General features: G+C 70.8%; 27 protein-coding genes. 14 read left to right on the top strand and 13 right to left on the bottom strand.

All coding sequences use genetic code 11. The annotated features are described in order from the left end of the window. Positions 1 to 45: 45 nt before the first annotated feature. The 3 genes from KK087_RS13385 to KK087_RS13375 are packed head-to-tail and all read left to right on the top strand — an operon-like array spanning position 46 to position 3,427. Positions 46 to 723, top strand: coding sequence for a FadR/GntR family transcriptional regulator (locus KK087_RS13385; protein ID WP_214529711.1), 678 nt, complete (start codon positions 46 to 48; stop codon positions 721 to 723). Continuing rightward, positions 720 to 1,832 (top strand): acetamidase/formamidase family protein, encoded by a 1,113-nt coding sequence (locus KK087_RS13380; RefSeq protein WP_214565923.1) that lies wholly within the window; start codon positions 720 to 722, stop codon positions 1,830 to 1,832. Before KK087_RS13385 ends, KK087_RS13380 begins: the two co-directional genes overlap by 4 nt. Beyond that, entirely contained in the window at positions 1,829 to 3,427 is a 1,599-nt protein-coding gene (locus tag KK087_RS13375) for an AtzH-like domain-containing protein (RefSeq protein ID WP_214565921.1), read from the top strand. The genes KK087_RS13380 and KK087_RS13375 overlap by 4 nt, the downstream gene beginning before the upstream one ends. On the opposite strand, the gene KK087_RS13370 is transcribed toward KK087_RS13375, so the two are convergent. Next, the gene (locus tag KK087_RS13370; RefSeq protein WP_214565919.1) at positions 3,424 to 4,242 is read right to left on the bottom strand and encodes a TrmH family RNA methyltransferase; all 819 of its coding nucleotides are present in this window, start codon (positions 4,240 to 4,242) and stop codon (positions 3,424 to 3,426) included. The genes KK087_RS13375 and KK087_RS13370 overlap by 4 nt on opposite strands. A gap of 204 nt (positions 4,243 to 4,446) precedes the next feature. Between KK087_RS13370 and KK087_RS13365 the strand changes: the two genes are divergently transcribed. The 3 genes from KK087_RS13365 to KK087_RS13355 all read left to right on the top strand — a co-directional run bounded on the left by KK087_RS13365 (position 4,447) and on the right by KK087_RS13355 (position 6,852). Then, positions 4,447 to 5,301 (top strand): Sir2 family NAD-dependent protein deacetylase, encoded by an 855-nt coding sequence (locus KK087_RS13365; RefSeq protein WP_214545460.1) that lies wholly within the window; start codon positions 4,447 to 4,449, stop codon positions 5,299 to 5,301. 122 nt (positions 5,302 to 5,423) lie between these two features. Beyond that, positions 5,424 to 6,062: a histidine phosphatase family protein gene (locus KK087_RS13360; protein WP_214529716.1), complete on the top strand. Its 639-nt coding sequence runs from the start codon at positions 5,424 to 5,426 to the stop codon at positions 6,060 to 6,062. 58 nt (positions 6,063 to 6,120) lie between these two features. Then, entirely contained in the window at positions 6,121 to 6,852 is a 732-nt protein-coding gene (locus KK087_RS13355) for a hypothetical protein (RefSeq protein ID WP_214529717.1), read from the top strand. 22 nt (positions 6,853 to 6,874) lie between these two features. Here KK087_RS13355 and KK087_RS13350 read toward each other — a convergent pair whose 3' ends face one another. Further along, positions 6,875 to 7,987, bottom strand: coding sequence for a glycosyltransferase family 4 protein (locus tag KK087_RS13350; protein ID WP_214565974.1), 1,113 nt, complete (start codon positions 7,985 to 7,987; stop codon positions 6,875 to 6,877). Positions 7,988 to 7,992: 5 nt separating this feature from the next. After that, positions 7,993 to 8,985 carry an alpha/beta fold hydrolase gene (locus KK087_RS13345; protein ID WP_250901105.1) on the bottom strand — a complete coding sequence of 331 codons (993 nt, stop codon included), beginning with the start codon at positions 8,983 to 8,985 and terminating at the stop codon, positions 7,993 to 7,995. Between the two features lie 114 nt (positions 8,986 to 9,099). Between KK087_RS13345 and treS the strand changes: the two genes are divergently transcribed. Further along, a complete protein-coding gene (gene treS, locus KK087_RS13340; RefSeq protein WP_214545459.1) occupies positions 9,100 to 10,809 on the top strand; it encodes a maltose alpha-D-glucosyltransferase in 1,710 nt (569 codons plus the stop codon). A 35-nt stretch (positions 10,810 to 10,844) separates the two neighbouring features. Then, positions 10,845 to 11,591 (top strand): 3'-5' exonuclease, encoded by a 747-nt coding sequence (locus tag KK087_RS13335; protein WP_214529719.1) that lies wholly within the window; start codon positions 10,845 to 10,847, stop codon positions 11,589 to 11,591. Between the two features lie 168 nt (positions 11,592 to 11,759). Here KK087_RS13335 and KK087_RS13330 read toward each other — a convergent pair whose 3' ends face one another. From KK087_RS13330 to glgA, 3 genes are all read right to left on the bottom strand, one after another. After that, positions 11,760 to 12,008, bottom strand: coding sequence for a type B 50S ribosomal protein L31 (locus KK087_RS13330; protein WP_214529720.1), 249 nt, complete (start codon positions 12,006 to 12,008; stop codon positions 11,760 to 11,762). 102 nt (positions 12,009 to 12,110) lie between these two features. After that, positions 12,111 to 12,893: an ABC transporter ATP-binding protein gene (locus KK087_RS13325; protein ID WP_214529721.1), complete on the bottom strand. Its 783-nt coding sequence runs from the start codon at positions 12,891 to 12,893 to the stop codon at positions 12,111 to 12,113. A 9-nt stretch (positions 12,894 to 12,902) separates the two neighbouring features. Continuing rightward, positions 12,903 to 14,102 carry a glycogen synthase gene (gene glgA, locus KK087_RS13320; protein WP_214565917.1) on the bottom strand — a complete coding sequence of 400 codons (1,200 nt, stop codon included), beginning with the start codon at positions 14,100 to 14,102 and terminating at the stop codon, positions 12,903 to 12,905. 47 nt (positions 14,103 to 14,149) lie between these two features. On the opposite strand from glgA, the gene KK087_RS13315 reads away from it, so the two are divergent. Further along, on the top strand, positions 14,150 to 15,391 hold the full coding sequence (locus KK087_RS13315; protein WP_214565915.1) for a glucose-1-phosphate adenylyltransferase: 1,242 nt from the start codon (positions 14,150 to 14,152) through the stop codon (positions 15,389 to 15,391). An 81-nt stretch (positions 15,392 to 15,472) separates the two neighbouring features. Next, positions 15,473 to 16,111, top strand: a complete 639-nt coding sequence (gene serB / locus KK087_RS13310) for a phosphoserine phosphatase SerB (protein WP_214529724.1) — start codon at positions 15,473 to 15,475, stop codon at positions 16,109 to 16,111. A 106-nt stretch (positions 16,112 to 16,217) separates the two neighbouring features. On the opposite strand, the gene fabG is transcribed toward serB, so the two are convergent. Next, positions 16,218 to 16,931, bottom strand: coding sequence for a 3-oxoacyl-ACP reductase FabG (fabG, locus tag KK087_RS13305; protein WP_214545458.1), 714 nt, complete (start codon positions 16,929 to 16,931; stop codon positions 16,218 to 16,220). Positions 16,932 to 17,096: 165 nt separating this feature from the next. On the opposite strand from fabG, the gene KK087_RS13300 reads away from it, so the two are divergent. The 3 genes from KK087_RS13300 to KK087_RS13290 are packed head-to-tail and all read left to right on the top strand — an operon-like array spanning position 17,097 to position 18,804. Then, complete coding sequence (locus KK087_RS13300) at positions 17,097 to 17,519, top strand: DUF3099 domain-containing protein (protein ID WP_214529726.1); 423 nt, start codon at positions 17,097 to 17,099, stop codon at positions 17,517 to 17,519. Beyond that, the gene (locus KK087_RS13295) at positions 17,519 to 17,827 is read left to right on the top strand and encodes a hypothetical protein (RefSeq protein WP_439647662.1); all 309 of its coding nucleotides are present in this window, start codon (positions 17,519 to 17,521) and stop codon (positions 17,825 to 17,827) included. Before KK087_RS13300 ends, KK087_RS13295 begins: the two co-directional genes overlap by 1 nt. Further along, positions 17,824 to 18,804, top strand: a complete 981-nt coding sequence (locus tag KK087_RS13290) for an SURF1 family cytochrome oxidase biogenesis protein (RefSeq protein WP_214565907.1) — start codon at positions 17,824 to 17,826, stop codon at positions 18,802 to 18,804. Before KK087_RS13295 ends, KK087_RS13290 begins: the two co-directional genes overlap by 4 nt. 316 nt (positions 18,805 to 19,120) lie before the next feature. Here the strand turns inward: KK087_RS13290 and KK087_RS13285 are convergent, their stop codons facing one another. Continuing rightward, on the bottom strand, positions 19,121 to 20,719 hold the full coding sequence (locus KK087_RS13285) for an ABC-F family ATP-binding cassette domain-containing protein (RefSeq protein WP_214529728.1): 1,599 nt from the start codon (positions 20,717 to 20,719) through the stop codon (positions 19,121 to 19,123). Between the two features lie 116 nt (positions 20,720 to 20,835). Between KK087_RS13285 and KK087_RS13280 the strand changes: the two genes are divergently transcribed. After that, a complete protein-coding gene (locus KK087_RS13280; protein WP_214565905.1) occupies positions 20,836 to 21,435 on the top strand; it encodes a biotin transporter BioY in 600 nt (199 codons plus the stop codon). 299 nt (positions 21,436 to 21,734) lie between these two features. On the opposite strand, the gene KK087_RS13275 is transcribed toward KK087_RS13280, so the two are convergent. From KK087_RS13275 to sufB, 5 genes are read right to left on the bottom strand one after another with little or no spacing between them, the layout of a single operon-like run. Beyond that, positions 21,735 to 22,064 (bottom strand): metal-sulfur cluster assembly factor, encoded by a 330-nt coding sequence (locus KK087_RS13275; protein ID WP_017887270.1) that lies wholly within the window; start codon positions 22,062 to 22,064, stop codon positions 21,735 to 21,737. Beyond that, complete coding sequence (gene sufC, locus KK087_RS13270; protein ID WP_071403760.1) at positions 22,064 to 22,837, bottom strand: Fe-S cluster assembly ATPase SufC; 774 nt, start codon at positions 22,835 to 22,837, stop codon at positions 22,064 to 22,066. Before sufC ends, KK087_RS13275 begins: the two co-directional genes overlap by 1 nt. 57 nt (positions 22,838 to 22,894) lie before the next feature. After that, a complete protein-coding gene (locus KK087_RS13265) occupies positions 22,895 to 23,221 on the bottom strand; it encodes a non-heme iron oxygenase ferredoxin subunit (protein ID WP_439647651.1) in 327 nt (108 codons plus the stop codon). Further along, on the bottom strand, positions 23,221 to 24,531 hold the full coding sequence (gene sufD, locus KK087_RS13260; protein WP_214565903.1) for a Fe-S cluster assembly protein SufD: 1,311 nt from the start codon (positions 24,529 to 24,531) through the stop codon (positions 23,221 to 23,223). The genes KK087_RS13265 and sufD overlap by 1 nt, the downstream gene beginning before the upstream one ends. Next, complete coding sequence (gene sufB / locus KK087_RS13255; protein ID WP_214529730.1) at positions 24,532 to 25,950, bottom strand: Fe-S cluster assembly protein SufB; 1,419 nt, start codon at positions 25,948 to 25,950, stop codon at positions 24,532 to 24,534. Between the last annotated feature and the right edge of the window lie 130 nt (positions 25,951 to 26,080).

Raw genomic sequence — 26,080 nt, 5'->3', positions numbered from 1 at the left:
CGTACCAATGAACCAAGCAGACCAACCGGCCCTACGGTCGAGGGCATGCACCGTGGACGGACCCTGAGCGCGGCGACCGCCGCCCACCTCGGCACGCTCGTGCTCGACGACCTGCAGCCCGGCGACAAGCTGCCGCCGGAACGCACGCTCGCCGAGGACCTCGCCGTGTCCCGCACGACCATCCGCGAGGCGTTGCAGGAGCTCGAGCGCCGTCGCCTGGTCTCCCGGACCCCTGGTCGTGGCACCGTCGTGCTGCCGCGGCCGGAGGAAGCGTCCGCCCTGCTCGACCACCACCGGGACGACCTGGACCACCGGGCCGAGCACGTCGCCGAGTTCCGGACCGTCGTGGAGCCGCAGGTCGCCGGACTCGCCGCGGCCCGGGCGGGCGAGGCCGACCTGCTCACCCTGGAACGCATCCTCGCCGCGACGCACGCGGGGCTCAGCCCAGAGGAGTCGCTCGCCCAGGACGTCGCCTTCCACGTGCAGGTCGCCCGCACCTCGGGCAACCCCCTGCTCGTGTCCCTGTGCGAGCTCAGCAGCGGCTGGGTGCAGGACGTCCGTGCCCGCTCGCACAGCACCAGCGAGGGGCGTCGGTCGTCGTTCGAGTGGCACGAGCGGATCCTCGAACGGATCCGGGAGCACGACGTCGAGGGCGCGACGCGGGCGATGGCCGACCACCTCGCCGACGTGGCCCACCTGGTCGAACGGAGGACGGACCGATGACCACCGCACACGAGACCACCGCCCCCGCGGTGGCGACCCTGCAGCCCGGCGCCGGACCCGTCCGCGGCGACCACGCCCTGCCCGTCGACCCGGAGACCGCCCTGTGGGGCCGACTGCCGAGCGACGGCGACATCCCAGCCCTGACGATCGCCCCCGGCGAGTCGGTCACCATCGACACCGTCAGCCACGAGGGGATCCTCCCCGACCAGGGCAGCGACCCCGTGGCGTGGTTCGGCGACCACGGCGTCGCTCCGGAACACGTCCTCGCCGACGCCGTCGCGATCGCCCGCTCCGGCCACCGCGACCCCGCGTCGGACGGACCGCACGTGGTGTCCGGGCCGATCGCGGTGCGTGGTGCCCGTCCCGGTGACGTGCTGACGATGACGATCCTCGAAACCCTGCCCCGGGTGCACTACGGCGTCGTGTCGAACCGGCACGGACGCGGCGCCCTGCACGGCGAGTTCCCGGTCGACGGCACGACGGTGAGCGTCTTCGCCGACGTCGTGGACACCGACCAGGGCCGGCGGGGCCGCATCCCGCTCACCGCCGCCGGCGACCGCTTCGCACACTTCCCCCTCGCCCCGTTCCTCGGGATCATGGGCGTCGCCACCCCCGGGGAGCGACTGCACTCCGTCCCGCCCGGTCGCCACGGCGGCAACATCGACGTCAACCTGCTGCAGGCCGGCGCACAGCTGCACCTGCCGGTGCTCGTCCCGGGCGCGCTCGCCCACGTCGGCGACCCGCACTTCGCCCAGGGCGACGGCGAGGTTGCGCTCACCGCGATGGAGGCCTCGCTCCGCGCCACGATCCGCTTCGACCTGACCCCGGCCGCCGAGGCCACCGCGCGCTTCGGGGACCTGGTCTGGCCCGTCGCCGAGACGCAGGAGTTCCTCGTGCCCACCGGCATGGACCCCGACCTCGACGAGGCCGTCCGGCAGTGCGTCCGGCACGCCGTCGCGATCCTCGGCGCGCGCTGGGGCATGGAACGCCACCTGGCGTACGCGTACCTGTCCGCCGCGACCGACTTCAACATCTCGCAGGTGGTGGACCTGGTCACCGGTGTCCATGCCCGCATCCGCAAGGCCGACTTCGACGAGCCTGCCCGATGACCACGCCCCCAGCGTCGGCCGTGCCCGACGCCGTGCCCGAAGGCCTGCTCGAGGCCCTCGACGCCTACGAGAGCGCCCTGCTGGCGAACGACCTCGACGCCCTCGACGCCGCCTTCGTCGACTCCCCCGGCACGATGCGCGGCGACGACCGTGGCCTGCTCGTCGGGCACGACGCGATCAGCGCGTTCCGCGGGGCACGGGGTGGGGTCGCGACCCGGTCGCTGACGCACGTCGAGGTCCGCCCCCTGACCGAGGACCGCGCCCTCGTCGTGTCGGTGTCCCGGTTCGCCGCGGGTGGGCAGGGCCTCCAGACCCAGCTCTGGCGCCGCGACGGCGACACCGGCTGGCGCATCGAAGCGGCCCACGTCACGGGCCGTCCGAAGGCCGTCGACACCACCGTCTGGCGGGCCGTCGGCGATCCGCTCGTCGCCCCCACCGCCGCAGGGCCGCTCGACGGCCTGAGCGTCGCCGTCAAGGACCTCTACGCCGTCCCCGGCCAGCCGATCGGCGCCGGCAACCCGACCCACCTGCGCGAGGCACCGGTCGAGGCCGCGCCCGCCGCAGCGGTCGCCGCGCTCCTCGCCGCCGGCGCATCGATCCGCGGGATCGCGCGCACCGACGAGTTCGCCTACAACCTGACGGGCCGGAACGCGCACCACGGCACGCCGCCGAACAGCGCGGCTCCCACCCGACTGCCTGGAGGCTCGTCCAGCGGCTCCGCATCGGCCGTCGGCCTCGGGACGGCCGAGATCGGGATCGGCACGGACACGGCGGGATCGGTGCGGGTCCCAGCCTCGTACCAGGGGCTCTGGGGCCTCCGGACGACCCACGGCACCGTGTCCCGCGACGGGCTGCTCCCCCTGGCGCCGTCGTTCGACACCGTCGGCTGGCTAACCCGGACCGCCGAGGTCCTGCTCGCTGCCCTCGACGCCACCGTCCCGCCGCCCGGGCCGGGAGCGGCGGTCGACACGACCGTGCTCGTCGTCCCCGAGGAACTGGTCGCGCTCGTCGAACCGGACGTCGCCCGGGCCTTCACCACGTTCCTCGACACGCTCGGCGAACCCGTCGCCACCGTCCGGCTGACCGACCTCGGCGTCCCCGCGCCCGCAGTGTTGCAGGAGCAGATGCGGCTCGTGCAGGCGGCCGAGGCCCTCGCTGCCCACGGCGACTGGATCGACGCCCACCCGGGTGCCCTGAGCGCCGTCGTGGGTGACCGCTTCGCGGCGGCCCGAGCGAACGACCCCGCCGCGACCGCCGACGCCGTGGCACGGCTCGACGAGGTGCGTGCGACGATCCGCGGTGCCGTCGCCGGTCGGACCCTGCTGTTCCCGACCGTGCCGGGACCCGCACCGCTGCTCCGGGCCGACGCCCCGGCGCTCGAGCGCACCCGGACCGCCACCACGGCGATGACGGCGCTCGCGAGCATCGGCGGCCTGCCCGCGGTGAGCGCACCGGCGCTGACCGTGGACGGCGCGCCCGTCGGCGTCTGCCTGGTCGGCGGGCCGGCCACCGACCGTGCCCTGGTGATCCGTGCCGGACAGATGCTGCCGGACCAGGCCGCCCCGGGCCTCCCGAGGGTCTCGGTGGTGCGCTAGGAGGCGAGCCGCCGGGCGTGGGTGACTGCCCACAGACCGACGGCGCTCGCCGCGGCGACGTTGAGCGAGTCGACGCCGTGCGCCATCGGGATCCGGACGGTCGTGTCGGACGAGGCGATCGCGGCCGGTGTCAGCCCCTGTCCCTCGGTGCCCATCACGAGCGCGACCTTGTCGGGCAGGTCCGCCACGAAGGCGTCGAGGTCGATCGACTCGTCGGTCAGCGCCATCGCGGCGAGGTGGAAGCCCTGCTCGCGGAGTTCCTCGCCAGCCGCGGGCCAGTCGCCGATGCGGGTCCACGGCACCTGCAGGACCGTGCCCATGCTCACCCGGACGCTGCGGCGGTAGAGCGGGTCCGCACAGCGCGGACTGACCAGCACGGCGTCGGCACCGAGGCCGGCGACGCTCCGGAACACGGCGCCGACGTTCGTGTGGTCGACGATGTCCTCGAGCACGACGACGACTTTCGCGTCCCGCACCACGTCGGCGACGCTCGGCAGCTCGGGGCGCTGCATCGCGGCGATCGCCCCGCGGTGCATGCGGAAGCCGGTGAGCTCCTCGAGCAGGGCGTCGGCACCGACGAACACGGGGCCGTCGTGGTCAGCGACCAGGGGCAGGACGCTGTCGAGCCACTTCTCCTGCACCAGGATGCTCCGCGGCACGTGCCCGGCGCGGACCGCACGCTCGATGACCGTGTTCGACTCGGCGATGTACAGGCCACCCTCGGGCTCGGAGACCCGGCGGAGCGCCACGTCGGTGAGCCGGGCGAAGTCGTCGAGGCGCGGGTCGTCGAGGGAGTCGATGCGGACGGGGTGCACGGGGCTCGATTCGGTGTGGTGCGGGTGGTGGCTGGCCGGTTCGGCCGGTGCGCGGCGGCACGGCCGGCTCGGCGGCACGGCCGGTTCGGCCGGTTCGGCCGGTTCGGCCGGTTCGGCCGGTTCGGCCGGTTCGGCCGGTTCGGCCGGTTCGGCCGGTTCGGGAAGTGCCCGGGGCGGTCGGGTGTTGAGGGTACCGTGAACAGGGTGCTGGATGATGCTGCGACCTCGACCGCCGACGACCTCGACCGCGTCGTCGAGGTGCTCGCGGGCAAGCGCATCGCCGTGCTCTCCGGAGCCGGTCTGAGCACCGACTCCGGCATCCCGGACTACCGCGGCGCCGGTCGCGTGGTGCGGAAGCCGATGACCTTCCAGGAGTTCCTGGCCGACCCCGCCAAGCGCCAGCGCTACTGGGCCGGATCGCACCTGGGTTGGCGGAGCTTCGCAGCGGCCGTGCCGAACGACGGGCACCGGGCGCTCGCCGCCCTCGAGGACGCCGGGATCGTCGCCGGCGTCATCACGCAGAACGTCGACGGCCTGCACCTGCGCGCCGGGTCCCGCCGGGTCGTGGAGATCCACGGGTCGATGGACCGCGCGGTCTGTCTGACCTGCGGACAGGTCTTCTCCCGCTCCGACCTCGCCGCCACCATCGACCGGGCGAACCCCTGGATCGACGAGCCCGGATCGGTGCAGCTCCAGCCCGACGGCGACGTCGAGATCACCGACGTCGAACGGTTCGTCGTGCCTGCGTGCTCGGTGTGCGGCGGCGACCTCAAGCCCGACGTCGTGTTCTTCGGCGAGTTCGTGCCGGCCGAGAAGTTCCGTGAGGCGGTGTCGATCGTGGCGGATGCCGATGCGCTGCTCGTGGTGGGGTCGTCCCTCACCGTGAACTCCGGCGTGCGCCTGGTCGACCACGCCGCCCGGCGCAAGAACCCCGTCGTGATCGTGAACCGTGGCGAGACCCGGAGCGACCGTCGCGCGGCCGTGAAGATCGACGCCGGCACCACCGAGACGCTCGTGCACCTGGCGGAGCGACTCAGCGCGGTGGCATCCGCCGACTAGCCGGTCGCATCGGCTGGACGGGCGCGCGGGTCGCGTCGGACGGGCGCGCGGGTCGTGTCGGACGGGCGCGCGGGTCACGTCCGCCGGACGGGCGCGCGGGGCGCGTCTGCGAAGATCGTCAGGTGACGACCCTCCTGTACCTCGTCCGCCACGGCGAGACCGACTGGAACGCGCAGCGCCGCATCCAGGGTTCCACCGACATCCCGCTCAACGACACCGGACGACGGCAGGCCGCCGAGGCCGCCGAACTCCTGGCGCGAAGACACTTCGACGCCGTCGTCGCGTCGCCGCTCTCGCGCGCGGCCGAGACGGGGGCGATCATCGCCGATCGTCTGGGGCTCGACGTGCCGACGACGTACCCGGGGCTCGCCGAGCGCTCCTACGGCGAGGCCGAGGGGCTCACCGACGACGAGGTGTCGGCGCGCTACCCGCACGACGACATCCCCGGTCGCGAATCCCGCTCCGCCCTGCTCGCCCGCGTCACCGAGACGCTCGGCGAGATCGCGGTGCGCTTCGACGCGGGCGTCGTCGTGGTCGCGACGCACGGTGCCGTGATCCGCAGTGTCGTGAACGCCGCAGCGCCGGGCACCGCCGACCGCCGCCACACCCCGATCCGGAACGGCTCGATCCACTCGTTCCGCTGGGACCCGGAACGCTTCCACGCCGAACTGGTCCGGTTCGACGACCCGATCGACGACGTCTCCGAGGTCACCGGTGGTTCGGCCTTCGAGTACCAGAACCCGCTCGAACGCCGGGCCTGACCAGGGACTAGGCTCCGACGGACCCGACCAGCCCGCACACGCGTGTGAGGGGAGCGACATGTCCGACGACGGAACCGACCGGTACGGTCGGCGTGCCCCGGAGCAGCAGGCAGACGACCTGGACCGCGTGTTCGGACCGGAGACGGCGAGCGTCCCGACCCGGCTCCGCACCCGGACGTGGTTCGTGATCGGTGCCAGCACCCTGGCCGTCGCCGCGGTCATCGCCGTCGTGCTCGGTTCGATCATCGGGAGCGTCCAGAACGGCATCGGCGGGGTCTTCCCCAACCCGGACGTCGCGCTCGACCGGTTCGACGACCGGGTCGCCGACCTGCCCGGGGTCCTCGGGGTACGGCACCACGCCGCATCGAAGACCGCGTTCGCGAGCTACGACGCCGTCGCCACCGTCCGCGCCGAGCCGACGCTCGACCGCGGCGCCCGTCGTGACCTGGTCGCGGCGATCAGCCGCGCAGCCGACGAGGCCGGTGGCAACGGAGTCCGGGTCGTCGCCATCGCCGACCTCGGCAACCTCGAGGTGGGCGTCACCGGGGCCGGCGCCGTCGCGGCGAAGCGCCTGGCACTGGCTGACGCCCTCGACCGCATCGGCGGGGTCACCGAGGTCCGCTGCTCGTGGGAGCGCGGCGGCGACGCATCGGACGACGACGGTGACCAGGCGGTCGTCGCGCGGACGCCGGGACGGGGCGCCGCGGTGCCGCCCATCGTCGCGCGGGTGACCGAGGAGACGCAGAAGGTGTTCCCGGGCGCCGACGTGCAGGTGCTCGCGCCCGAGTAGGCGAGCGGCCGCGGCACCGCGCCTACGCCTGACGGTCCGCCAGGCTGCGGCGGCGGCCCCGCGCCCGGGCCCGCCGGTCCGCCACGGCCCGCTCGACGGCCCGGACGACCTGCTCCGCCGAGTCCTGCCACCGGAACCGCGCGGCACGCTCGAGCGACTGCCGCGAAGCCTCGTCCCACCGCTCCTCGACCCGCCGCACGGCAGCGGCGACGGCGGACGGCGAGTCCGGGTCGAAGTACTCCGCAGCGGAGCCGCCGATCTCCCGGAAGATGGGGATGTCGCTCACCACGACGGGCGTCCCGACCCCCATCGCCTCGACCAGCGGGATGCCGAACCCCTCGTCGTACGACGCCGTCGCCAACGCCGTGGCCGAACGGAGCACCGACAGGTACTCGTCGTCGGTGGCCCCGTCGTGGAACACGATCGTCCCGGCGGGTGCGAGTCCCTCGAGCCGAGCCCGGTCGGCGTCGGACACCCGCGACATGCAGTGCAGCGTCCAGTCCGCGCCGAGCAGCGGCAGCGCTGCCGCCAGGGTCTCGACGTTCTTGTACGGCATGAAGGAGCCCATGTAGACGAGGGAGCGTTCGCGCCGCGCGCCGGACACCCGCGGCGACGCCGGGTCCGCAGCGTTGTGGGCGACCGTCACCGGACGCTTCGTGAGCCGGTGCTCGGCGATCAGCCCGGCGGTCGTCTCCGACACGGTCACGACCGCGTCGGCACCGTTCAGCAGGAACCGCTGTGGCACCCACGACAGGTGGAACGCCCGCCAGCCGAGTCGCAGCGGCCACGAGAAGTCCCGCGGGGGCGTGCGGTTGCGGTAGTAGATCAGGTCGTGCAGCGTCAGGACGAGGGCGTACCCGCGCCCCCGCGAGCCCATCGTCTGCATCGGCGAGAACACCGCGTCGAGCCCCAGACGGTTGACGCGCCGGGCGACGAGGGGCTCCCCCGCGTCCGTCGGCGCGGGCAGCAGCTCCCACGGCAGCCCACGCGGCAGCGACTCGAGCTGGCGCTCGTCACTGACGAGCAGCACGTACTCGTGCCGGTCCGGCAGGTGCGCCGCGACCCCGGCGGTGAACCGGCTGATGCCGTCGTGCCGGCCGATCCGGACGTACCGGCAGTCGATGCCGATGCGCAGGCGCGTCACGACGCGTCCGCCTTCCGGGAGGCCCGCCCCGCCCCGGACGACCGGCTCCCGCTGGCAGCGGCCCCGCGTCCAGGGCGCCCGGCACGTCCGGCACGTCCGGGGGTGTCCGCCATCCGGCGGAGCACCGCCGCCGCGGCCGGTGCCGGCGTCTCGTAGTGGACGAGGTGTCCGACGCCCGGGATCACGACGAGCTCGGCGTCGCGCAGCCGCTCGGCCAGCGCGCGCTGCTCGGGGACCGCGGTGATGTCGTCGTGCTCGGCCGCGATGAGCAGCACCGGCACGCCGATGCGGTCGGCGTACTCGGACACGTCGTGGGTGACGGACGTCCGGAAGGCCTCGAGCACGCTCGTCCGGTTCGCGAAGGCCGAGAAGTAGCGGTCGTGCTGGTCGTGCACCCACCGTCGCATCGCGGGGTCGTTCGACTTGAGCATCGCGATGCTCATCGCCCGGACGATCGCGGCGTTCCGCAGGATCCCGAGCCCGATCGGCTTCGGCAGCACAGCGCCGGCGCGGTAGTACCCGATGGCGATCGCGGTGCCGACGGCGCGCGGACCCTGCAGGGCCGGGGCGGCGATCGGGTTGACCAGCACGAGCAGCCGGGTGTCGAGTCCGGCGGCGACGGTGGCCGACACCACGATCGACCCGAACGAGTGGCCGAGCACGACCGTGTCGCGCCCGAGCCCGAGCGCGGCGTGGAAGCCGGTGAGCCAGGCCACGTACGCGTCGATGTCGGACACCGGCAGCGGATCGGACACGCCGAAGCCGGGCAGGTCCGGCACGATCACCCGGACGCCCTCGAGGTGCGCGGCGATCGTCTCGAGCCCGTGGTGGTCGCCGCGGAACCCGTGCACCGCGAGGACCGTGCGATCCGAGTCCTCAGGCCCGTAGACCCAGTAGTGGGTGGTCCGGCCGTCGACCTGGACGGCCCGGTGCACGACCGGGGTTGCGGCCATCAGCGACTGGTACGGGGAGAGCACGGGCGGTTGCATCCGCGCCAGTCTAGGGAGCCAACCGCACGAAAACCCGGACACCCGCAGCATCTCGCGCCTATCGTGTCCGGGGCGGGCCGTCGACCGGTCCGTGGACCTTCGACGAGGAGCACGGTGACCTTCACAGCCCCGATCCAGCTGCCCGGCCTGACGCTCGACCCGCAGTGGTACAAGCGCTCGGTCTTCTACGAGTGCATGATCCGGTCGTTCGTCGACTCCAACGGAGACGGCATCGGCGACATCCAGGGCGTCATCGGCAAGCTCGACTACCTCCAGTGGCTCGGTGTGGACGCCCTGTGGCTCCCGCCGTTCTTCCAGTCACCGATGCGCGACGGCGGCTACGACATCGCCGACTACCGCGCGATCCTGCCCGAGTTCGGCACGCTCGACGACTTCCGCGAGCTCGTCACGAAGTCGCACGAGCGGAACATGCGCATCGTGATCGACATGGTGATCAACCACACCAGCGACCAGCACGAGTGGTTCCAGCAGTCCCGCGAGGACCCGGACGGCCCCTACGGCGACTTCTACGTGTGGCGGGACACCGACGAGGACTACTCGAACATCCGCATCATCTTCGTCGACACCGAGGAGTCCAACTGGACCTTCGACCCGGTCCGGCGCCAGTTCTTCTTCCACCGGTTCTTCTCGCACCAGCCCGACCTGAACTTCGAGAACCCCGCGGTCATCGAGGCCATCTACGACGTCGTCCGGCACTGGCTCGACATGGGTGTGGACGGGCTCCGGCTCGACGCGATCCCCTACCTGTTCGAGTCGGAAGAGGGCAACGGCGAGGGCGAGCCGGAGACGCACGAGTTCATCAAGAAGCTCCGCGCGATGGTCGATGACGAGTACCCCGGCCGGGTGCTCCTCGCCGAGGCGAACCAGTGGCCGCGCGAGACCGCGGCGTTCTTCGGCACCGACGAGGAGCCCGAGTGCCACATGGCGTTCGACTTCCCGGTGATGCCCCGCATCTTCTACTCGCTCCGTGCCCAGCACGCCGCCGAGCTCAAGGCGATCCTGTCCGAGACCCTCGACGTTCCGGCCAGCGCGGCGTGGGGCGTCTTCCTGCGCAACCACGACGAGCTCACGCTCGAGATGGTGAGCGAGGAGTACCGCCAGGCGATGTACGGCTGGTACGGATACGACCCGCGGATGCGCTCGAACATCGGTATCCGGCGACGCCTCGCTCCCCTGCTCGACAACTCGCGCGCCGAGCTCGAGCTCATCCACGCGCTGCTGTTCTCGCTGCCGGGCTCGCCGTTCCTGTACTACGGCGACGAGATCGGGATGGGCGACAACATCTGGCTGCCGGACCGCGACTCGTCGCGCACGCCGATGCAGTGGACGCCGGACCGGAACGCGGGCTTCTCCACCGCCGACCCGGGCAAGCTCTACCTGCCGGTCGTCCAGTCGCTCGTCTACAACTACGCGCAGGTCAACGTCGAGGCGCAGCTGGCCCAGTCGCGCTCGCTGCTGCACTGGGTCCGCAACGTCATCCACACGCGCAAGGCGCACCCGGTGTTCGGGCTCGGCACGCTGCACGTGCAGGAGACCTCGAACGACTCCGTGCTCGCCTTCGTCCGCTCGTGGGAGGGTTCCGGCCAACAGTTCGGCCCCTCCGCCGAGGACGTCCTGTGCGTGTTCTCGTTCGCGACGAACCCGACCTCGGTCACGGTGTCCGCTCCGGAGTTCGCGGGGCGGCCGCTGTACGACCTGTTCGGCGGCGGCTCGTTCCCGTCGTTCGACGAGGACGGCAACGTCACACTCACCATGGGCACGCAGTCGTTCTACTGGCTGCACGTCGGCGCGCCGACCCGGTAGTCGGGGGTGTCGGTGCGTCCCGTTAGCCTGACCGCGTGACGTTCCCCACAGCACAGCTCGACGCGCCCGCTCCGTCCCAGGACCTCACGGGCCGCCCCTGGTGGCACGCTCTGGGGGTCTTCGACCTCGAGACCACCGGGGTCGACGTCGAGACGGCCCGCATCGTCACGGCCCACGTCGGCCTCATCGACATGACCGGGGCCTCCATCGTCGAGGGCGCGTGGATCGCCGACCCCGGTGTCCCGATCCCCGAGGGCGCAGCGGCGGTGCACGGGTACACCACCGAGCGAGCCCAGGCCGAAGGGCGTCCTGCGGCCGAGGTCGTGGCCGAGATCATCGCCGCGATCGAGGCCGTGTTCGCCCGCGGCATCCCCCTGGTGATCTACAACGCCCCGTACGACCTCACCGTGCTCGACCGCGAAGCCAAGCGACACGGGTTCGCCTCACCCGTCATCGGCAACGTCGTGGACCCTCTGGTGATCGACAAGGCGCTCGACACGTTCCGCAAGGGCAAGCGCACGCTGGAGGCAGCGTCCGAGCTGTACGGCGTCACCCTCGACGACGCGCACGACGCCGGTGCCGACGCGATCGCTGCCGGGCGTGTCGCTCAGGCCATCGCCGGCAAGTACCCCGACGAGCTCGGCATCTCCGCCGAAGAGCTGCACCGCAAGCAGGTCGGCTGGTGTGCCGAGCAGGCCACCTCGTTCCAGGACTACATGCGCAAGAAGCGGGACCCCTCGTTCATCGCCGACGGCCGCTGGCCCCACCGCAACGGCGCCTGACCCCTCGCGCTGCCCGTCTTCGCAAAACACCGGTGTTCGCGCGTTGAACACCCGCAGACCGCGGTTCGACGCACGGACACCGGTGTCTTGCGGTCAGGACGCTGGCTGCACAACGCGAACGGGCGGCCCTCCCGAAGGAGGACCGCCCGTTCCGTGCTGCGGGGCTGCTTACTTGCTGAAGCCCTTGAAGCGCTGGTTGAACTTCTCGACGCGACCGGCCGAGTCGAGGATGCGCTGCTTGCCCGTGTAGAACGGGTGCGACGCGGACGAGATCTCGACGTCGATGACCGGGTAGGTCGCACCGTCGAGCTCGATGGTCTTGTTGCTGTTCGCGGTCGAACGCGTCAGGAACGTCTCACCGGAAGCCAGGTCGCGGAAGACGATGGCGCGGTACTCGGGGTGGGTGTCGGTCTTCATGGAGATTCCTCGATAGCGGTGGTGGGATTGCGCGAACTGCGCGGGAAGTCGTCGGCTTGCGCCAGCCGTCCACGATACCAGAGAGACGGCGGGATCGCAGCGCTACGCGGCGCGTGCCGTGTAGCGACCGGCGTCCTTCGTGACCGAGAGGTCGATGCCGAACGCCTCGGTCAGGGTCTGGTCGGTGAGGACCTCGTCGATCGGACCGGCGGCCTGCACGTGGCCGTCGGCGAGGACGAGCGCGTGCGTGAACCCGGCCGGGATCTCCTCGACGTGGTGGGTCACGATGACGATGGCCGGTGAGTCCGCGCTCTGGGCGTACCCGCCGAGCGTGCGGACCAGGCTCTCGCGGGCGCCGAGGTCGAGGGACGCGGCCGGTTCGTCGAGGAACAGGATCTCGGGGTCGGTCATCACGGCACGGGCGATCTGGACGCGCTTCTGCTCGCCGTCGCTCAGCTCGCCGAACGTGCGATCGGTGAAGGACCCCAGGCCCCACTCCTCGAGCACGCGCTGCGCGCGGCGGACGTCGAGCTCCTCGTACTCCTCGTTCCAGCGACCCGTGACCGAGTACGCCGCGGTGAGCACGACGTCGATGACCTTCTCGGTCACCGGGATGCGCCGCGCCAGGGCGGTCGACGCGAAGCCGATGCGCGGACGGAGCTCGAACAGGTCGGCGCCACCGAGCTCGGTGCCGAGCACCTCGACGTCACCCGAGGTCGGGAACGTCTGGGCACCGGCGACCTGCAGCAGCGTGGTCTTGCCGGCACCGTTCGCACCGAGCACGACCCAGCGTTCGTCGTCCTGCACCTCCCACGAGATCGCGTCGAGGATGGTGGCCCCGTTGCGGACCACGGAGACGTCTGACAAGCGCACGACCGAGGGCATGCGACCAGCCTACGGGTTCTGGCCGAGCACCTGGTCGTAGACGTGCCGTGTCCTGGTGGCGATCGCATCCCAGGTGAACTCGGTCTCGACACGGAGCCGCCCGGCACGCCCCATGAGCTTCGCGAGACCCTCGTCGGCGAGCACCTCGGTGAGGGTCGCGGCGAGGTCGGCCACGAAGCGGTCGGGGTCGGTCGGCGTGCCGGTGCCGTCCTGCACCTGGTCGATCGGGACGATCCGACCGGTGAGGCCGTCGGCGACGACCTCGGGGATGCCCCCGGTGCCGGTGCCGACGACGGGGATGCCGCACGCCATGGCCTCGAGGTTCACGATGCCGAGCGGCTCGTACACCGACGGGCACACGAACACGGTGCCCGAGGACAGCACGTTCACGATCTCCTGGTGCGCGAGCATCCGGTCGATCCAGACGACGCCCTCGCGTTCCGCGCGGAGTCCCTCGACGAGCTCGGTGACCTCGGCCAGGATCTCGGGGGTGTCCGGCGCGCCGGCGCACAGCACGATCTGCACGTCCGACGGCAGCGACGCCACCGCGCGGAGCAGGTACGGCAGGCCCTTCTGGCGGGTGATGCGTCCGACGAACACGACGCTCGGGCGCGTCGGGTCGATGCCGAGGGCGCGCACGGCGTCCTCGTCGACGGTGGGCTTCCACGCGTCGATGTCGATGCCGTTGTAGACCACGTGCACCTTCGCCGGGTCGATCGACGGGTACGAGCGCAGGATGTCCGCGCGCATGGCCTTGGAGACCGCGATGACCCCGTCGGCGTGTTCGAACGCCTCGCGCTCCATCCAGCTGGACAGGCGGTAGCCGCCGCCGAGCTGTTCGGCCTTCCACGGGCGCAGGGGCTCGAGGCTGTGGGCGGTGACGATGTGGGGGATGCCGTAGGTGAGCTGCGCGATCCGGCCCGCGGAGTTCGCGTACCAGGTGTGCGAGTGCACGAGGTCGGCACCTTCGACGTCGGCCGCGATGGCCACGTCGGTGCCGAGCGCCTGCAGCGCGCCGTTCGCCTGGCCGAGGCCGTCCGGGGTCCGGTAGCCCCACACGTCGGGTTCGTCACGGAAGGCCCCGAAGGCCCGGACACGGACTTCCGTGTCCGTCCCCGACCGCAACGCGGCGGTGAGTTCGGACACGTGGACACCCGCTCCGCCGTAGACCTCCGGCGGATACTCCCTGGTCAGCAGATCGACTCGCACTGGTTCAACGTAACCGGTTCCCAGTGCTGACGCCTACTGTGAGCGGCATGGCACCAAAGAAGGTCTTCGGCATCGTGCTCGCCGGCGGCGAAGGCAAGCGACTCATGCCGCTCACGGCCGACCGCGCGAAGCCCGCCGTCCCGTTCGGCGGCAACTTCCGTCTCATCGACTTCGCACTGTCGAACCTGGTCAACTCCGGTCTGCAGAAGATCGTCGTCCTGACGCAGTACAAGTCGCACAGTCTCGACCGGCACGTCGCGGAGACGTGGCGCATGGAGGGGCTGCTCGGCTCCTACGTCGCGTCCGTCCCCGCGCAGCAGCGGCTCGGCAAGCGCTGGTTCGCCGGTTCGGCCGACGCGATCCTGCAGTCGCTCAACCTGCTCCGCGACGAACGCCCCGACATCGTGGTCGTCGTCGGCGCGGACCACGTGTACCGGATGGACTTCCACCAGATGGTCGAGGCGCACATCGCCTCCGGCCGCAGCGCCACCGTGGCGGCGATCCGCCAGCCGATCGGACTCGCCGACCAGTTCGGCGTGATCCAGGTGGCCGAGGACGACCCGACCAAGATCGACGCGTTCCTCGAGAAGCCGAAGGACGCCATCGGCCTGGCCGACTCCCCCGGCGAGATCCTGGCCTCGATGGGCAACTACGTGTTCAACGCCGACGCCCTCGTCGACGCGGTCCTGCGGGACGGCCAGCTCGAGACCTCGGCCCACGACATGGGCGGCGACATCGTGCCGGACTTCGTGAACCGCGGCGACGCCGGCGTGTACGACCTGCAGCGCAACGAGGTCCCCGGCTCCACCGACCGCGACAAGTACTACTGGCGCGACGTGGGGACGATCGACTCGTTCTTCGACGCCCACATGGACCTCATCGCCCCGGTCCCGGTCTTCAACCTGTACAACCAGGACTGGCCGATCTTCAACCAGCAGACGAACCTGCCGCCGGCGAAGTTCGTCCGCGACGCGAACGGCAACACCGGTTCCACGGTGGACTCACTCGTCTCACTCGGCTGCCTCGTGTCGGGTGCGCAGGTCGAGCGCAGCATGATCGGGCCCTGGTGCTCGATCGACTCCGGTGCCAAGGTCCTCGACTCGATCGTGTTCGAGCGTGCCACCATCGGCGCCGGGGCGATCGTCAACCGCGCCATCCTCGACAAGGACGTCGTCCTCGCACCGGGTGCGCAGGTCGGCGTCGACCGCGAGGCCGACGAGGCGCGCGGCTTCACCGTCACCGAGTCCGGCATCACCGTGGTGGGCAAGGGCGTCCGCGTCGACGCGTAGCGTCGACAGCCGGGAACACACTGGAGGCACGGCTCGCGTCACGGACGCGGCCGTGCCTCCATCAATCGGTACCGTTGGTACGTGCCCCGCTTCCTCGTCGTCCTCGATGCTGATTCCACCCTCCTCGAGGACGAGGTGATCGAGCTGCTCGCCGACAGCGCCGGGACCCGGCCACAGGTCGCGGCGATCACGGAGCGCGCCATGCGTGGGGAGCTCGACTTCGCCGAGAGCCTCCGGGAGCGTGTCGCGACCCTGGCGGGCCTCCAGACCGACGTCTTCGTGCGCGCGCAGCAGGCGGTCCGTGTGACGCGGGGCGCCGACCAGCTCGTCCGCGGCGTGCACGCCGCCGGCGGCACCGTCGGTGTCGTGTCCGGCGGGTTCCACGAGGTGCTCGACCCGTTCGCCGCGCGACTCGGCCTGGACCACTGCCGGGCGAACCGCCTCGAGGTCACCGACGGCGTGCTGACCGGTCGGGTGCTCGGCGACGTCGTCGACGCACACGCGAAGGCCGTCGCGCTCCGCGAGTGGGCGGCTGCCGACGGGGTCGACCCGTCGCGCACCGTCGCGATCGGCGACGGTGCGAACGACCTCGAGATGATGCGCGTCGCCGCCCTGTCGGTGGCGTTCGACGCGAAGCCCCGCGTGCGGGAGCAGGCGGACGTCGCGGTCGTCGACCGGGACCTGTCCGCTGTCCTAGCGACGCTCGGCCTGCGCGGCTGACGGCTCCGAGCGTCCGACGCGCCGGTTCTTCGCGCTCAGCGACACCTCACGCGCACGAAGGCCCGTGAGGTGTCGCTGGGCGCGGAACGACGTCGGCGAGCGTCGGCTAGTGCCCCATCCCGAGGCCGCCGTCGACGGGGATGATCGCGCCGGAGACGTACCCGGCGCCGTCGCTCGCCAGGAACAGCGTCGCGTCGGCGACGTCGTCCACCGTCCCGTAGCGGGCGGCCGGGATCGCCTTCTTGAACTCAGCCTGCAGCTCGTCGGAGAGCGCCGCGGTCATGTCGGTCTGGATGAAGCCGGGGGCGACGACGTTCGCGGTGATGCCGCGCGAACCGAGCTCACGGGTGATCGACCGGGCCATGCCGACGAGGGCGGCCTTCGACGAGGCGTAGTTGACCTGCCCGATCTGGCCGTAGGCGCCGACGACGCTCGACATCAGCACGATGCGGCCGAACTTCGCCTTCATCATGCCCTTCGTCGCGCGCTTGACGACGCGGAAGGTGCCCGTGAGGTTCGTGTCGACGACGCTGGTGAAGTCGTCCTCGGACATGCGGAGGAGCAGCTGGTCGTTCGTGATTCCGGCGTTGGCGACGAGCACCTCGATCGGTCCGAACTCGGCCTCGACCCGGGTGAACGCCGCGTCGACGGAGGCCGTGTCGGTGATGTCGGCCTGCACCGTCAGCGCGCCCTCTGGCCCGCCCTGCCCGCTGCGCGACGTCACGGCGACCCGGTGGCCGGCTGCGACGAACCGCTCGGCCAGCGCGTGGCCGATGCCGCGGTTGCCGCCGGTGATGAGGACGGTACGGGGGGTGCTCATGGTCGCTCCGTTCGGTGGGATCTGCTCGGCGCGCCGTGCCGGAGGTCCGGCTGACACGCCCGGACGAGCGTACCGGAGCAGTCCACCCCGCCGGTTCGCGCGCGGCGGACCCACGATCGGCCACGCGGGATTAGGCTTGACCACGGGTAGACGGAGACCATCTGTATGAAGAGCACGCACACGAGCATCACCTCGCTGCCGGATTCACCGGAGCAGGACCGGGCGCACCGCCTGTCCCGCTACGTGTGGCAGATGGCGATCCGGGTGGTCCTGTTCATCTCTGCCGTGCTCGTCTACTCCATCTGGCACTCGTGGCTCGCGGTCATCCCGATCGTGCTCGCCGCGGTGATCCCGTGGGTCGCCGTCGTCATCGCGAACGCCGGCAGCCGTACCGAGAGCGACATGATCTCCCCCGCCGGATCGATCGAGCTCTACGACGCCGTCGACCCGCGTCTCCGCGAACAGCAGGAGGACGCCCGGGCCCAGGCCTACCGCGACGAGCAGGACCGCCTCCGCCAGCAGGCGCAGCACGCGCAGGACGAGTGGCAGCGCAACGGCGACCGATCGAAGATGTGGGGACCCCGCTGATGGGTGCGACGTTCGACCTGCAGACCGAACCCGGGTCCACCCCGGTGTGCTCACGGGCCGGTTGTACCTCGACGGCCGGCTGGCGCGTGAACTGGCGCAACCCCCGGATCCACGCGATCGACCGCGTGAAGATCTGGGCGGCGTGCGAGGAGCACCGCGACTTCCTGGCCGACTACCTGCGATCCCGATCCTTCCCCGTGCGCGTCACGGGCATGCACGAGGACGTGGACCGCCTCGACGACGAGCGCGACCCGACCGCGACGCCGAAGAACGACGTCGGGGTGCGCTCCACCGGCACCTCGCGATGACCGAGGGCTTCGACCCGCAGTCGCGCTACGGCCGCAAGCACGCCGCCAAGCTGCAGCGCGCCGCTGGTTCCGGCCCGGCTGACGACTCCGGGTCGGGCGAGTCCGGTCGCCACGCGAACGAGCCCTTCGTCGGCTGGCGGTTCGTCCGCAGCCGTCGCTGGCTCGGCTACTTCGCGATCGCCGTGGCCTTCGCCATCGTGTGCGCGTTGTTCGGCATGTGGCAGTGGGACCGCCGGAACGAGGCCGTCCGGCAGAACGAGCAGGTCGCCCAGAACTACGACCACACCCCGGTCCCGCTCGACCAGGCGCTGCCGAAGGCGTCGAGCTGGCAGGACGAGCAGGAGTGGCTCCGGGTGTCCGTGACCGGCCGGTACGACGTCGACTCCCAGTTGCTCGTCCGCAACCGCGTGCACAACGGCCAGCCCGGGTTCGAGGTCCTGACGCCGCTGGTGACACCCGAGGGGCGCGCCTTCGTCGTCGACCGCGGATGGGTGCCGACCGGCAACACGCAGGACGCCCCCGACCACGTGCCCGCTCCCCCGTCCGGCGAGGTCACCGCGATCGTCCGACTGCAGGAGAGCGAACCGCGCATCCCCGGCCGCTCGGACCCGAAGGACACCGACCAGGTGCAGTCGGTCACCCTGGCCGACGTCGCGGACAAGGTCGACGACCCGATCTGGACGGGTGCCTACGGTCAACTCGCGTCGGAGTCCCCCGCCCCGACGGAGGCACGCCCGCTCGGCTGGGAGCGTCCGAACGCCGACACCGGCCTGCACATGAGCTACTTCGTCCAGTGGTTCCTGTTCGCCGCCGGGGGCTTCGGGTTCCTGGCGTACGTGATGGTGCAGGAGTACCGGAACCTCAACCAGGACGACCCGGAGGAACGCGAGCGTGCCCTGGAGCGCGAACGCCGCAAGAACGCGAAGCCGAAGACCGACGCCGAGATCGAGGACGAGCTGCTCGCGTCGCGTCGCTGACGCGCGGCCGAGCGTGCGCGTCAGCGCACCGTGCGCATCCCGCAACCCCGTGCGCGCTTCCGCGCACCGCGCAGCGCCGCAAACGGGCACCCAGCACGCGACGCCGCACCGGCCCGCGAACGCGGCACCGTGCGGACGGGAGGCACGGCGCACGACCGGCACCGCGCCTCCCGTCCGCACCGTGCGCACCTCGCAGCCCCGTGCGCGCTTCCACGCACCGTGCCGCGCAACAAGCGCGCACCCAGCACGCAACGCCGCACCGGCCCGCGAACACGGCACCGTGCGGACGGGCCTCGCCCGACCACCCGCGCGGCAGCTACGCGAGCTCGATGAGCTCCGCGTAGTCCTTGTTCCAGTGGTCCTCGGTGCCGTCCGGCAGGAGCAGCACACGCTCGGGGTTGAGTGCCTCGACCGCACCGGCGTCGTGGGACACCAGGACGACCGCGCCCTCGAACCCGGCGAGTGCGTTGAGGATCTCCTCGCGCGATGCAGGGTCCAGGTTGTTCGTCGGTTCGTCGAGCAGCAGGACGTTCGCACCCGAGACGACGATCATCGCGAGCGACAGACGCGTCTTCTCGCCACCGGACAGCACGCCGGCCTTCTTGTAGCCGTCGTCGCCGGTGAACAGGAACGACCCGAGCACCCGACGGGCCTCGGTCTCGTTGAGGTCGGTCGACGCCGACACCATGTTCTCGATCACCGTGCGGTTGATGTCGATGTTCTCGTGCTCCTGCGCGTAGTACCCGATGCGCAGACCGTGCCCGGGCTGGATCTCGCCGGTGTCGGGCTGGTCGGCACCCGCCAGGATGCGCAGCAGCGTCGTCTTGCCGGCACCGTTGAACCCGAGGATGACCACGCGCGAACCGCGGTCGATCGCCAGGTCGACACCCGCGAAGATCTCGAGCGACCCGTAGGACTTCGACAGCCCCTCGGCCATCAGCGGGGTGCGGCCGCACGGAGCCGGCGTCGGGAAGCGGATCTTCGCGACCCGGTCGGCGACGCGCTCGTCCTCGAGGCCGGCGAGCAGCTTGTCGGCACGGGCGACCATCTGGTGCGCTGCCGCGGCCTTGGACGCCTTGGCACCGAAGCGCGCGGCCTGGTCCTTCAGGGTCGCGGCCTTCTTCTCGGCGCCGGCGCGCTCCTTGCGACGGCGATCCTCGTCGGCGACGCGCTGTCGCTGGTACAGCTTCCAGCCCATGTTGTAGATGTCGATGGTCTGGCGGTTGGCGTCGAGGTAGAACACGCGGTTCACGACCTCGTCGACGAGCTCCACGTCGTGGGAGATGATGATGACGCCGCCGGGGTAGGTCTTCAGGTGCTCGCGGAGCCACACGACGGAGTCGGCGTCGAGGTGGTTGGTCGGCTCGTCGAGGATCATCGTCTCGGCGTCCGAGAACAGGATCCGGGCGAGTTCGATGCGACGGCGCTGACCACCGGAGAGCGTCTTGAGCTGCTGGTCGAGGATGCGGTCCGGCAACTTGAGGTTCGACGCGATCGAGGCAGCCTCGGCCTCGGCCGCGTAGCCACCGAGCGCGTTGAACTGGTCGTCGAGGCGGCTGTAGCGCCGCATCGCCTTCTCGGCCACGGCCGCGTCGTCACTCGCCATGTCGAGGGTCGCGAGGCGGATGCCCTCCACGAGCTCACCGAGCCCGCGGGCGTCGAGGATGCGCTTGCGCGCGGTCTCCTCCGGGTCGCCGGAGCGGGGGTCCTGCGGCAGGTAACCGATCTCACCACCGCGCTCGATCTTGCCGCCGGTGGGCTGCGTCTCGCCCGCGAGGGCCTTCGTCATCGTCGTCTTCCCCGCGCCGTTGCGGCCGACGAGTCCGATCTTGTCGCCCTTCTCGACACGGAAGGACACGTCCTCCATGAGGAGACGAGCTCCGACGCGGATCTCGAGTTCGTGCACGGCAAGCACAGTGGACGTCCAATCAGTTGGTGGGTTTGCACAACGGTGTGTGCGTGAGGTGCACCGCTACGCTGACGGGACCGATGGTTCCGAAACGGGACCAGCAGTCCATTCTAGGAGAATCCATGACGAACGCCACCGGGTTCGCTCCCCGCGCAGTCCTCGCCGACCGTCTGCGCACGCACGGGCTGGCCACCGACGCCGCCCTCGTCGCCGGCGGAGCCCTGTTCACCGCCGCGATGGCGCAGCTCGAGGTCCCGATGTGGCCGGTCCCGATCACCGGGCAGACGCTCGCCGTCGTGCTCGTCGGCGCGACGCTCGGTGCCCGCCGCGGCATGCTCTCGCTGCTCGTCTACGCGGTCGCGGGACTCGCGGGTGCCCCGTTCTTCGCCGACATGCAGGGCGGGCTGCAGGCCCTCGCGCTGCCGAGCTTCGGCTACGTCATCGGGTTCATCCCCGCCGCCGGGCTCGTCGGCTGGCTCGCCCGTCGCAACTGGGACCGCAACGTCGGCCGTGCGGCGGTCGCGATGCTGCTCGCGAGTGCCATCCCGTTCGTGACCGGCCTGCCGTACCTGGCCATGGCGCTCGGTCAGCTCGGTGCACCGAACGACCTGCAGTCGGTGCTCGCCGCCGGCCTGTACCCGTTCATCGTCGGCGGCATCGCCAAGGCCCTCATCGCGGCCGGCATCCTGCCCCTCGCGTGGAAGGCCGTCGGCCGCCGCTGACGTCGCGTACGAGTACGGCCCCGCACCGGTTCGGTGCGGGGCCGTTCTGCGTCGGGCGCGGGGACGGGGTGTCGGTGCGGAGACGGGGTGTCGGTCGGTCATGACTTCCCGTCGCCCGGACGCCGAGTGGTCACGTTCCGTCGCCTGGAGCACGGCCAGCCGACAGAACGTGACCGCCCGGGGAAGGTGAGCGGGCGGTTGCGACCGATCGGCGTCGCGCCCCGCGCGTGGCGTGCGCACAGACGAACGGGAGGCGCGGTGCCAGCTGGCACCGCGCCTCCCGTCCGGGTGGGTCGCGACTAGATCGCGAACCCGAGGGCGCGCATCATCTCGCGTCCGTCGTCGGTGATCCGTTCCGGACCCCACGGCGGCATCCAGACCCAGTTGATCCGGAAGGCGTCCACGATGCCGTCGAGGGCGTTCGCGGTGTCACCCTCGATGACGTCGGTCAGGGGGCAGCCGGCGCTGGTGAGCGTCATGCTGATGACGAGCGCGTTGGCGTCGTCGTCCCAGGCGAGGTCGTAGATCAGGCCGAGGTCGACGATGTTCACGCCGAGCTCCGGGTCCTGGACCTCCTTCAGGCCCTCGACGACCTCGTCGAACTTGTCGGGAGCGAGTGCGGCGATCATCAGGCCTGCGCCTCGGCGGCGGCGACCTGCACGTAGCGGTCGTAGCCCTCGTTCTCGAGGCGGTCGGCGAGCTCGGGGCCGCCCTGCTCCGCGATCTTGCCGGCGACGAACACGTGCACGAAGTCCGGCTTGATGTAGCGGAGGATGCGGGTGTAGTGGGTGATGAGCAGCACGCCGAGGCCGGTCGCGGCCTTCGCACGGTTGACGCCCTCGGACACGATCTTCAGCGCGTCGACGTCGAGGCCGGAGTCGGTCTCGTCGAGGACGGCGAACTTCGGCTTGAGGAGCTCGAGCTGCATGATCTCGTGGCGCTTCTTCTCACCACCGGAGAAGCCCTCGTTGACGTTGCGCTCGGCGAACGACGAGTCCATCTTGAGGTCGGCCATCGACTGGCGGAGCTCCTTGATCCAGCCGCGCAGGGCCGGGGCCTCGCCGTCGATCGCCGTCTTCGCGGTACGGAGGAAGTTCGACACCGTGACGCCGGGGATCTCGACCGGGTACTGCATCGCGAGGAACATGCCGGCACGGGCACGCTCGTCGACGCTCATCGCGAGGACGTCCTCGCCGTCGAGGGTGATCGTGCCACCGACGACGTTGTACCGGGGGTGCCCGGCGATCGTGTACGCCAGGGTGGACTTGCCGGAGCCGTTCGGCCCCATGATCGCGTGGATCTCGCCCTCGTTGATGGTGAGGTCGACACCCTTCAGGATCTCCTTGGTGCCCTGATCGGTGTCGATCGAGACCTTGAGGTCACGGATTTCCAGAGTGGACATTGCGTTCCTTCGGTTGCAGCTGTGTGCGGCGTCAGCCGCGGGAAGTGTTGGGGGTGCTCAGTCGACCGGGACGACGTCCTGCACGTCGACGTAGACATCGCCGTCGCGGACCTCGACCCGGAAGACCGGGACGGGCTCGTAGGCCGGGAAGTTCTGCGGCTTGCCGGTGCTCAGCGAGAAGCGGGACCCGTGGGCCCAGCACTCCAGCGAGTCACCCTCGACGAAGCCCTCGGCCAGCGAGATGTCGCCGTGCGTGCAGGTGTCGCCGATGGCGTGGACCGTGCCGGACGAGTCCTTGACGATCGCGACCGCCGTGCCGTCGACGACCACCCGCATCGGGCTGTCCACCGCGATGTCGGCTTCGGCGCAGACCTTCTCGGCCATCAGGCGTTGGCCTCCGAGCCGTTGGCCTCCGTCGCGTTGGCCGCCGTTGTGCTGGGCTCAGCCGGTGCGGCGATGACCGAACGGCCCTCGGCCAGCTCCTGCTCGACCGCCGCGATGAGGCGTTCCTCGAGCTCGGGCGCACCGATCTTCTGGATGACCTCGACCAGGAAGCCGAGCACGACGAGGCGCCGTGCTTCTTCTTCCGGGACTCCGCGGGACTGCAGGTAGAACAGCTGCTCGTCGTCGAAGCGACCGGTCGCACTCGCGTGGCCGGCGCCCTCGATGTTGCCCGTCTCGATCTCGAGGTTCGGGATGCTGTCGGCACGGGTGCCGTCCGTCAGCACGAGGTTGCGGTTCTGCTCGTACGAGTCGGTGCCGTCACCGGCACGACCGATCAGCACGTCGCCGATCCAGACGGTGTGCGCACCCTGGCCCTGCAGCGCGCCCTTGTAGTTGACCCGACCGCGCGTGTTCGGCGCGTCGTGGTTCACGTAGACCTGCTGCTCGATGTACTGGCCGGCGTCGGCGAAGTACACGCCGTACATCTCCGTGTCGGCACCCTGCGCACCGAGGTGCGTCGAGGGGTTGACCCGGATGACGTCGCCGCCGAGCGAGACCACGACGTGCTTCAGGAAGGCGTCGCGGCCGACCTCGGCGAAGTGCGTCGAGACGTGCACCGCGTCGTCGTCCCAGTCCTGCAGGCTGACGACGGTCAGTCGTGCGTTCTGCTGCGCGACGATCTCGACGTTCTCGCTGAGCAGGGCGCTGCCGCGGTTGTCGAGCACGACGATGCCCTGCGCGTTCGGCTCGGCCGTGATGACCGTGTGCGCGGCGCGGGGCTGCGACCCGAAGTCGGAACGGGTCACCGTGATGAACTCGTGCTCTTCGGTGGCCTTGATCGTGATCGCGAGCACCGCGTCACGAGCGCTCCAGGCTGCGGCCGCAGCTCGGTCTTCGGGGAGACCGGCGGTGCCGACACGGGGGTCGTCGCTGCGACCCCACTCGACGTCGGCGCCCTCGGACTGCCTTGCGAGGTACGGGTAGGCGGATCCGTCGAGCGCGCCGTCCAGCAGCGGCTGGAGCTTGGTCAGCGGCGCGAACTTCCAGTTGACCTCTCGGCCGGTGACCTTCGGGAACGCCTCGACGTCGCCGGACTGGAACCGCTCCGAGCGGGTCTGGACCGGCACCTTCTTGTCGGGGGCGTCCCAGCCGCCGTCGGAGTGGGCTCCGGCGCCGTGCTGGGTACCGCCCTGCGCTGCGGCAGCGGGCTCGATCGGCTGGTCGATGTGGGGAGGGGTGGTGCTGGACATCTAGCCGACGGATCCTTCCATGCTCATCTCGATGAGCTTGTTGAGTTCGAGTGCGTACTCCATGGGGAGCTCGCGGGCGATCGGCTCGATGAAGCCACGGACGATCATCGCCATCGCCTCGTCCTCGGCCATGCCACGGGACATGAGGTAGAAGAGCTGCTCCTCGCTGACACGCGAGACCGTGGCCTCGTGGCCCAGCTGGACGTCGTCGACGCGGATGTCGATCGCCGGGTACGTGTCGCTCCGGCTGATCGTGTCGACGAGCAGGGCGTCACAGCGCACGGTGTTGGCGGCGTGGTGCGCTCCCGGGTCCACCCGGACCTCTCCGCGGTAGCCCGCACGACCGCCGCCACGGGCGATCGACTTCGAGACGATCGACGACGTCGTGTACGGCGCCATGTGGATCATCTTCGCGCCGGCGTCCTGGTGCTGACCGGGGCCTGCGAAGGCGACGGAGAGCGTCTCGCCCTTGGCGTGCTCACCGGCGAGGTAGATCGACGGGTACTTCATCGTGACCTTGGAGCCGATGTTGCCGTCGATCCACTCCATCGTCGCGCCCTCGTGCGCGATCGCGCGCTTGGTGACGAGGTTGTAGACGTTGTTCGACCAGTTCTGGATCGTCGTGTAGCGAACGCGGGCGTTCTTCTTCACGATGATCTCGACGACGGCCGAGTGCAGGGAGTCGGACTTGTAGATCGGGGCGGTGCAGCCCTCGATGTAGTGGACGTACGAGTCCTCGTCCGCGATGATCAGCGTCCGCTCGAACTGACCCATGTTCTCGGTGTTGATCCGGAAGTAGGCCTGCAGCGGGATCTCGACGTGGACGCCCTTCGGGACGTAGACGAACGAGCCACCGGACCACACGGCCGTGTTCAGCGCGGCGAACTTGTTGTCGCCGGCCGGGATCACGGTGCCGAAGTACTCCTCGAACAGCTCCGGGTGCTCACGGAGCGCCGTGTCGGTGTCCATGAAGATGACGCCCTGCTGCTCCAGGTCCTCGCGGATCTGGTGGTAGACGACCTCGGACTCGTACTGCGCGGCGACGCCGGCGACCAGGCGCTGGCGCTCGGCCTCGGGGATGCCGAGCTTCTCGTAGGTCGCACGGATGTCCTCGGGGAGGTCTTCCCACGACTGCGCCTGCTTCTCGGTGGAGCGGACGAAGTACTTGATGTTGTCGAAGTCGATGCCCGTCAGGTCGGCACCCCACGTCGGCATCGGCTTGCGGCCGAAGAGCGACAACCCCTTGAGGCGGTTCTTCAGCATCCACTCGGGCTCGTTCTTGAGGTTCGAGATGTCGGTGACGACCTCTTCCGAGATCCCACGACGGGCGGAGGACCCTGCCGAGTCGGAGTCGGACCAGCCGAACTCGTATTGGCCGAGACCTTCGAGCTCGGGACGGTCGATGAGCACGTCGGACATGGTCTCCTCGTTTCCTTCTCGCGGGACAGCGTTGCAGGTGTCAACCCGTGGCGTCTGGACGCCATTCCACCGCGGACCGCTGACATGCGGACCCGGTGCTGCTCCCTCGCAACGACAATGGTTCCACGCA

Source organism: Curtobacterium aurantiacum (assembly GCF_018598555.1).
Lineage (GTDB): Bacteria > Actinomycetota > Actinomycetes > Actinomycetales > Microbacteriaceae > Curtobacterium > Curtobacterium aurantiacum.
Note: the sequence above shows the minus strand (reverse complement) of the source record. Positions and strands in the feature narration are given on the sequence as shown.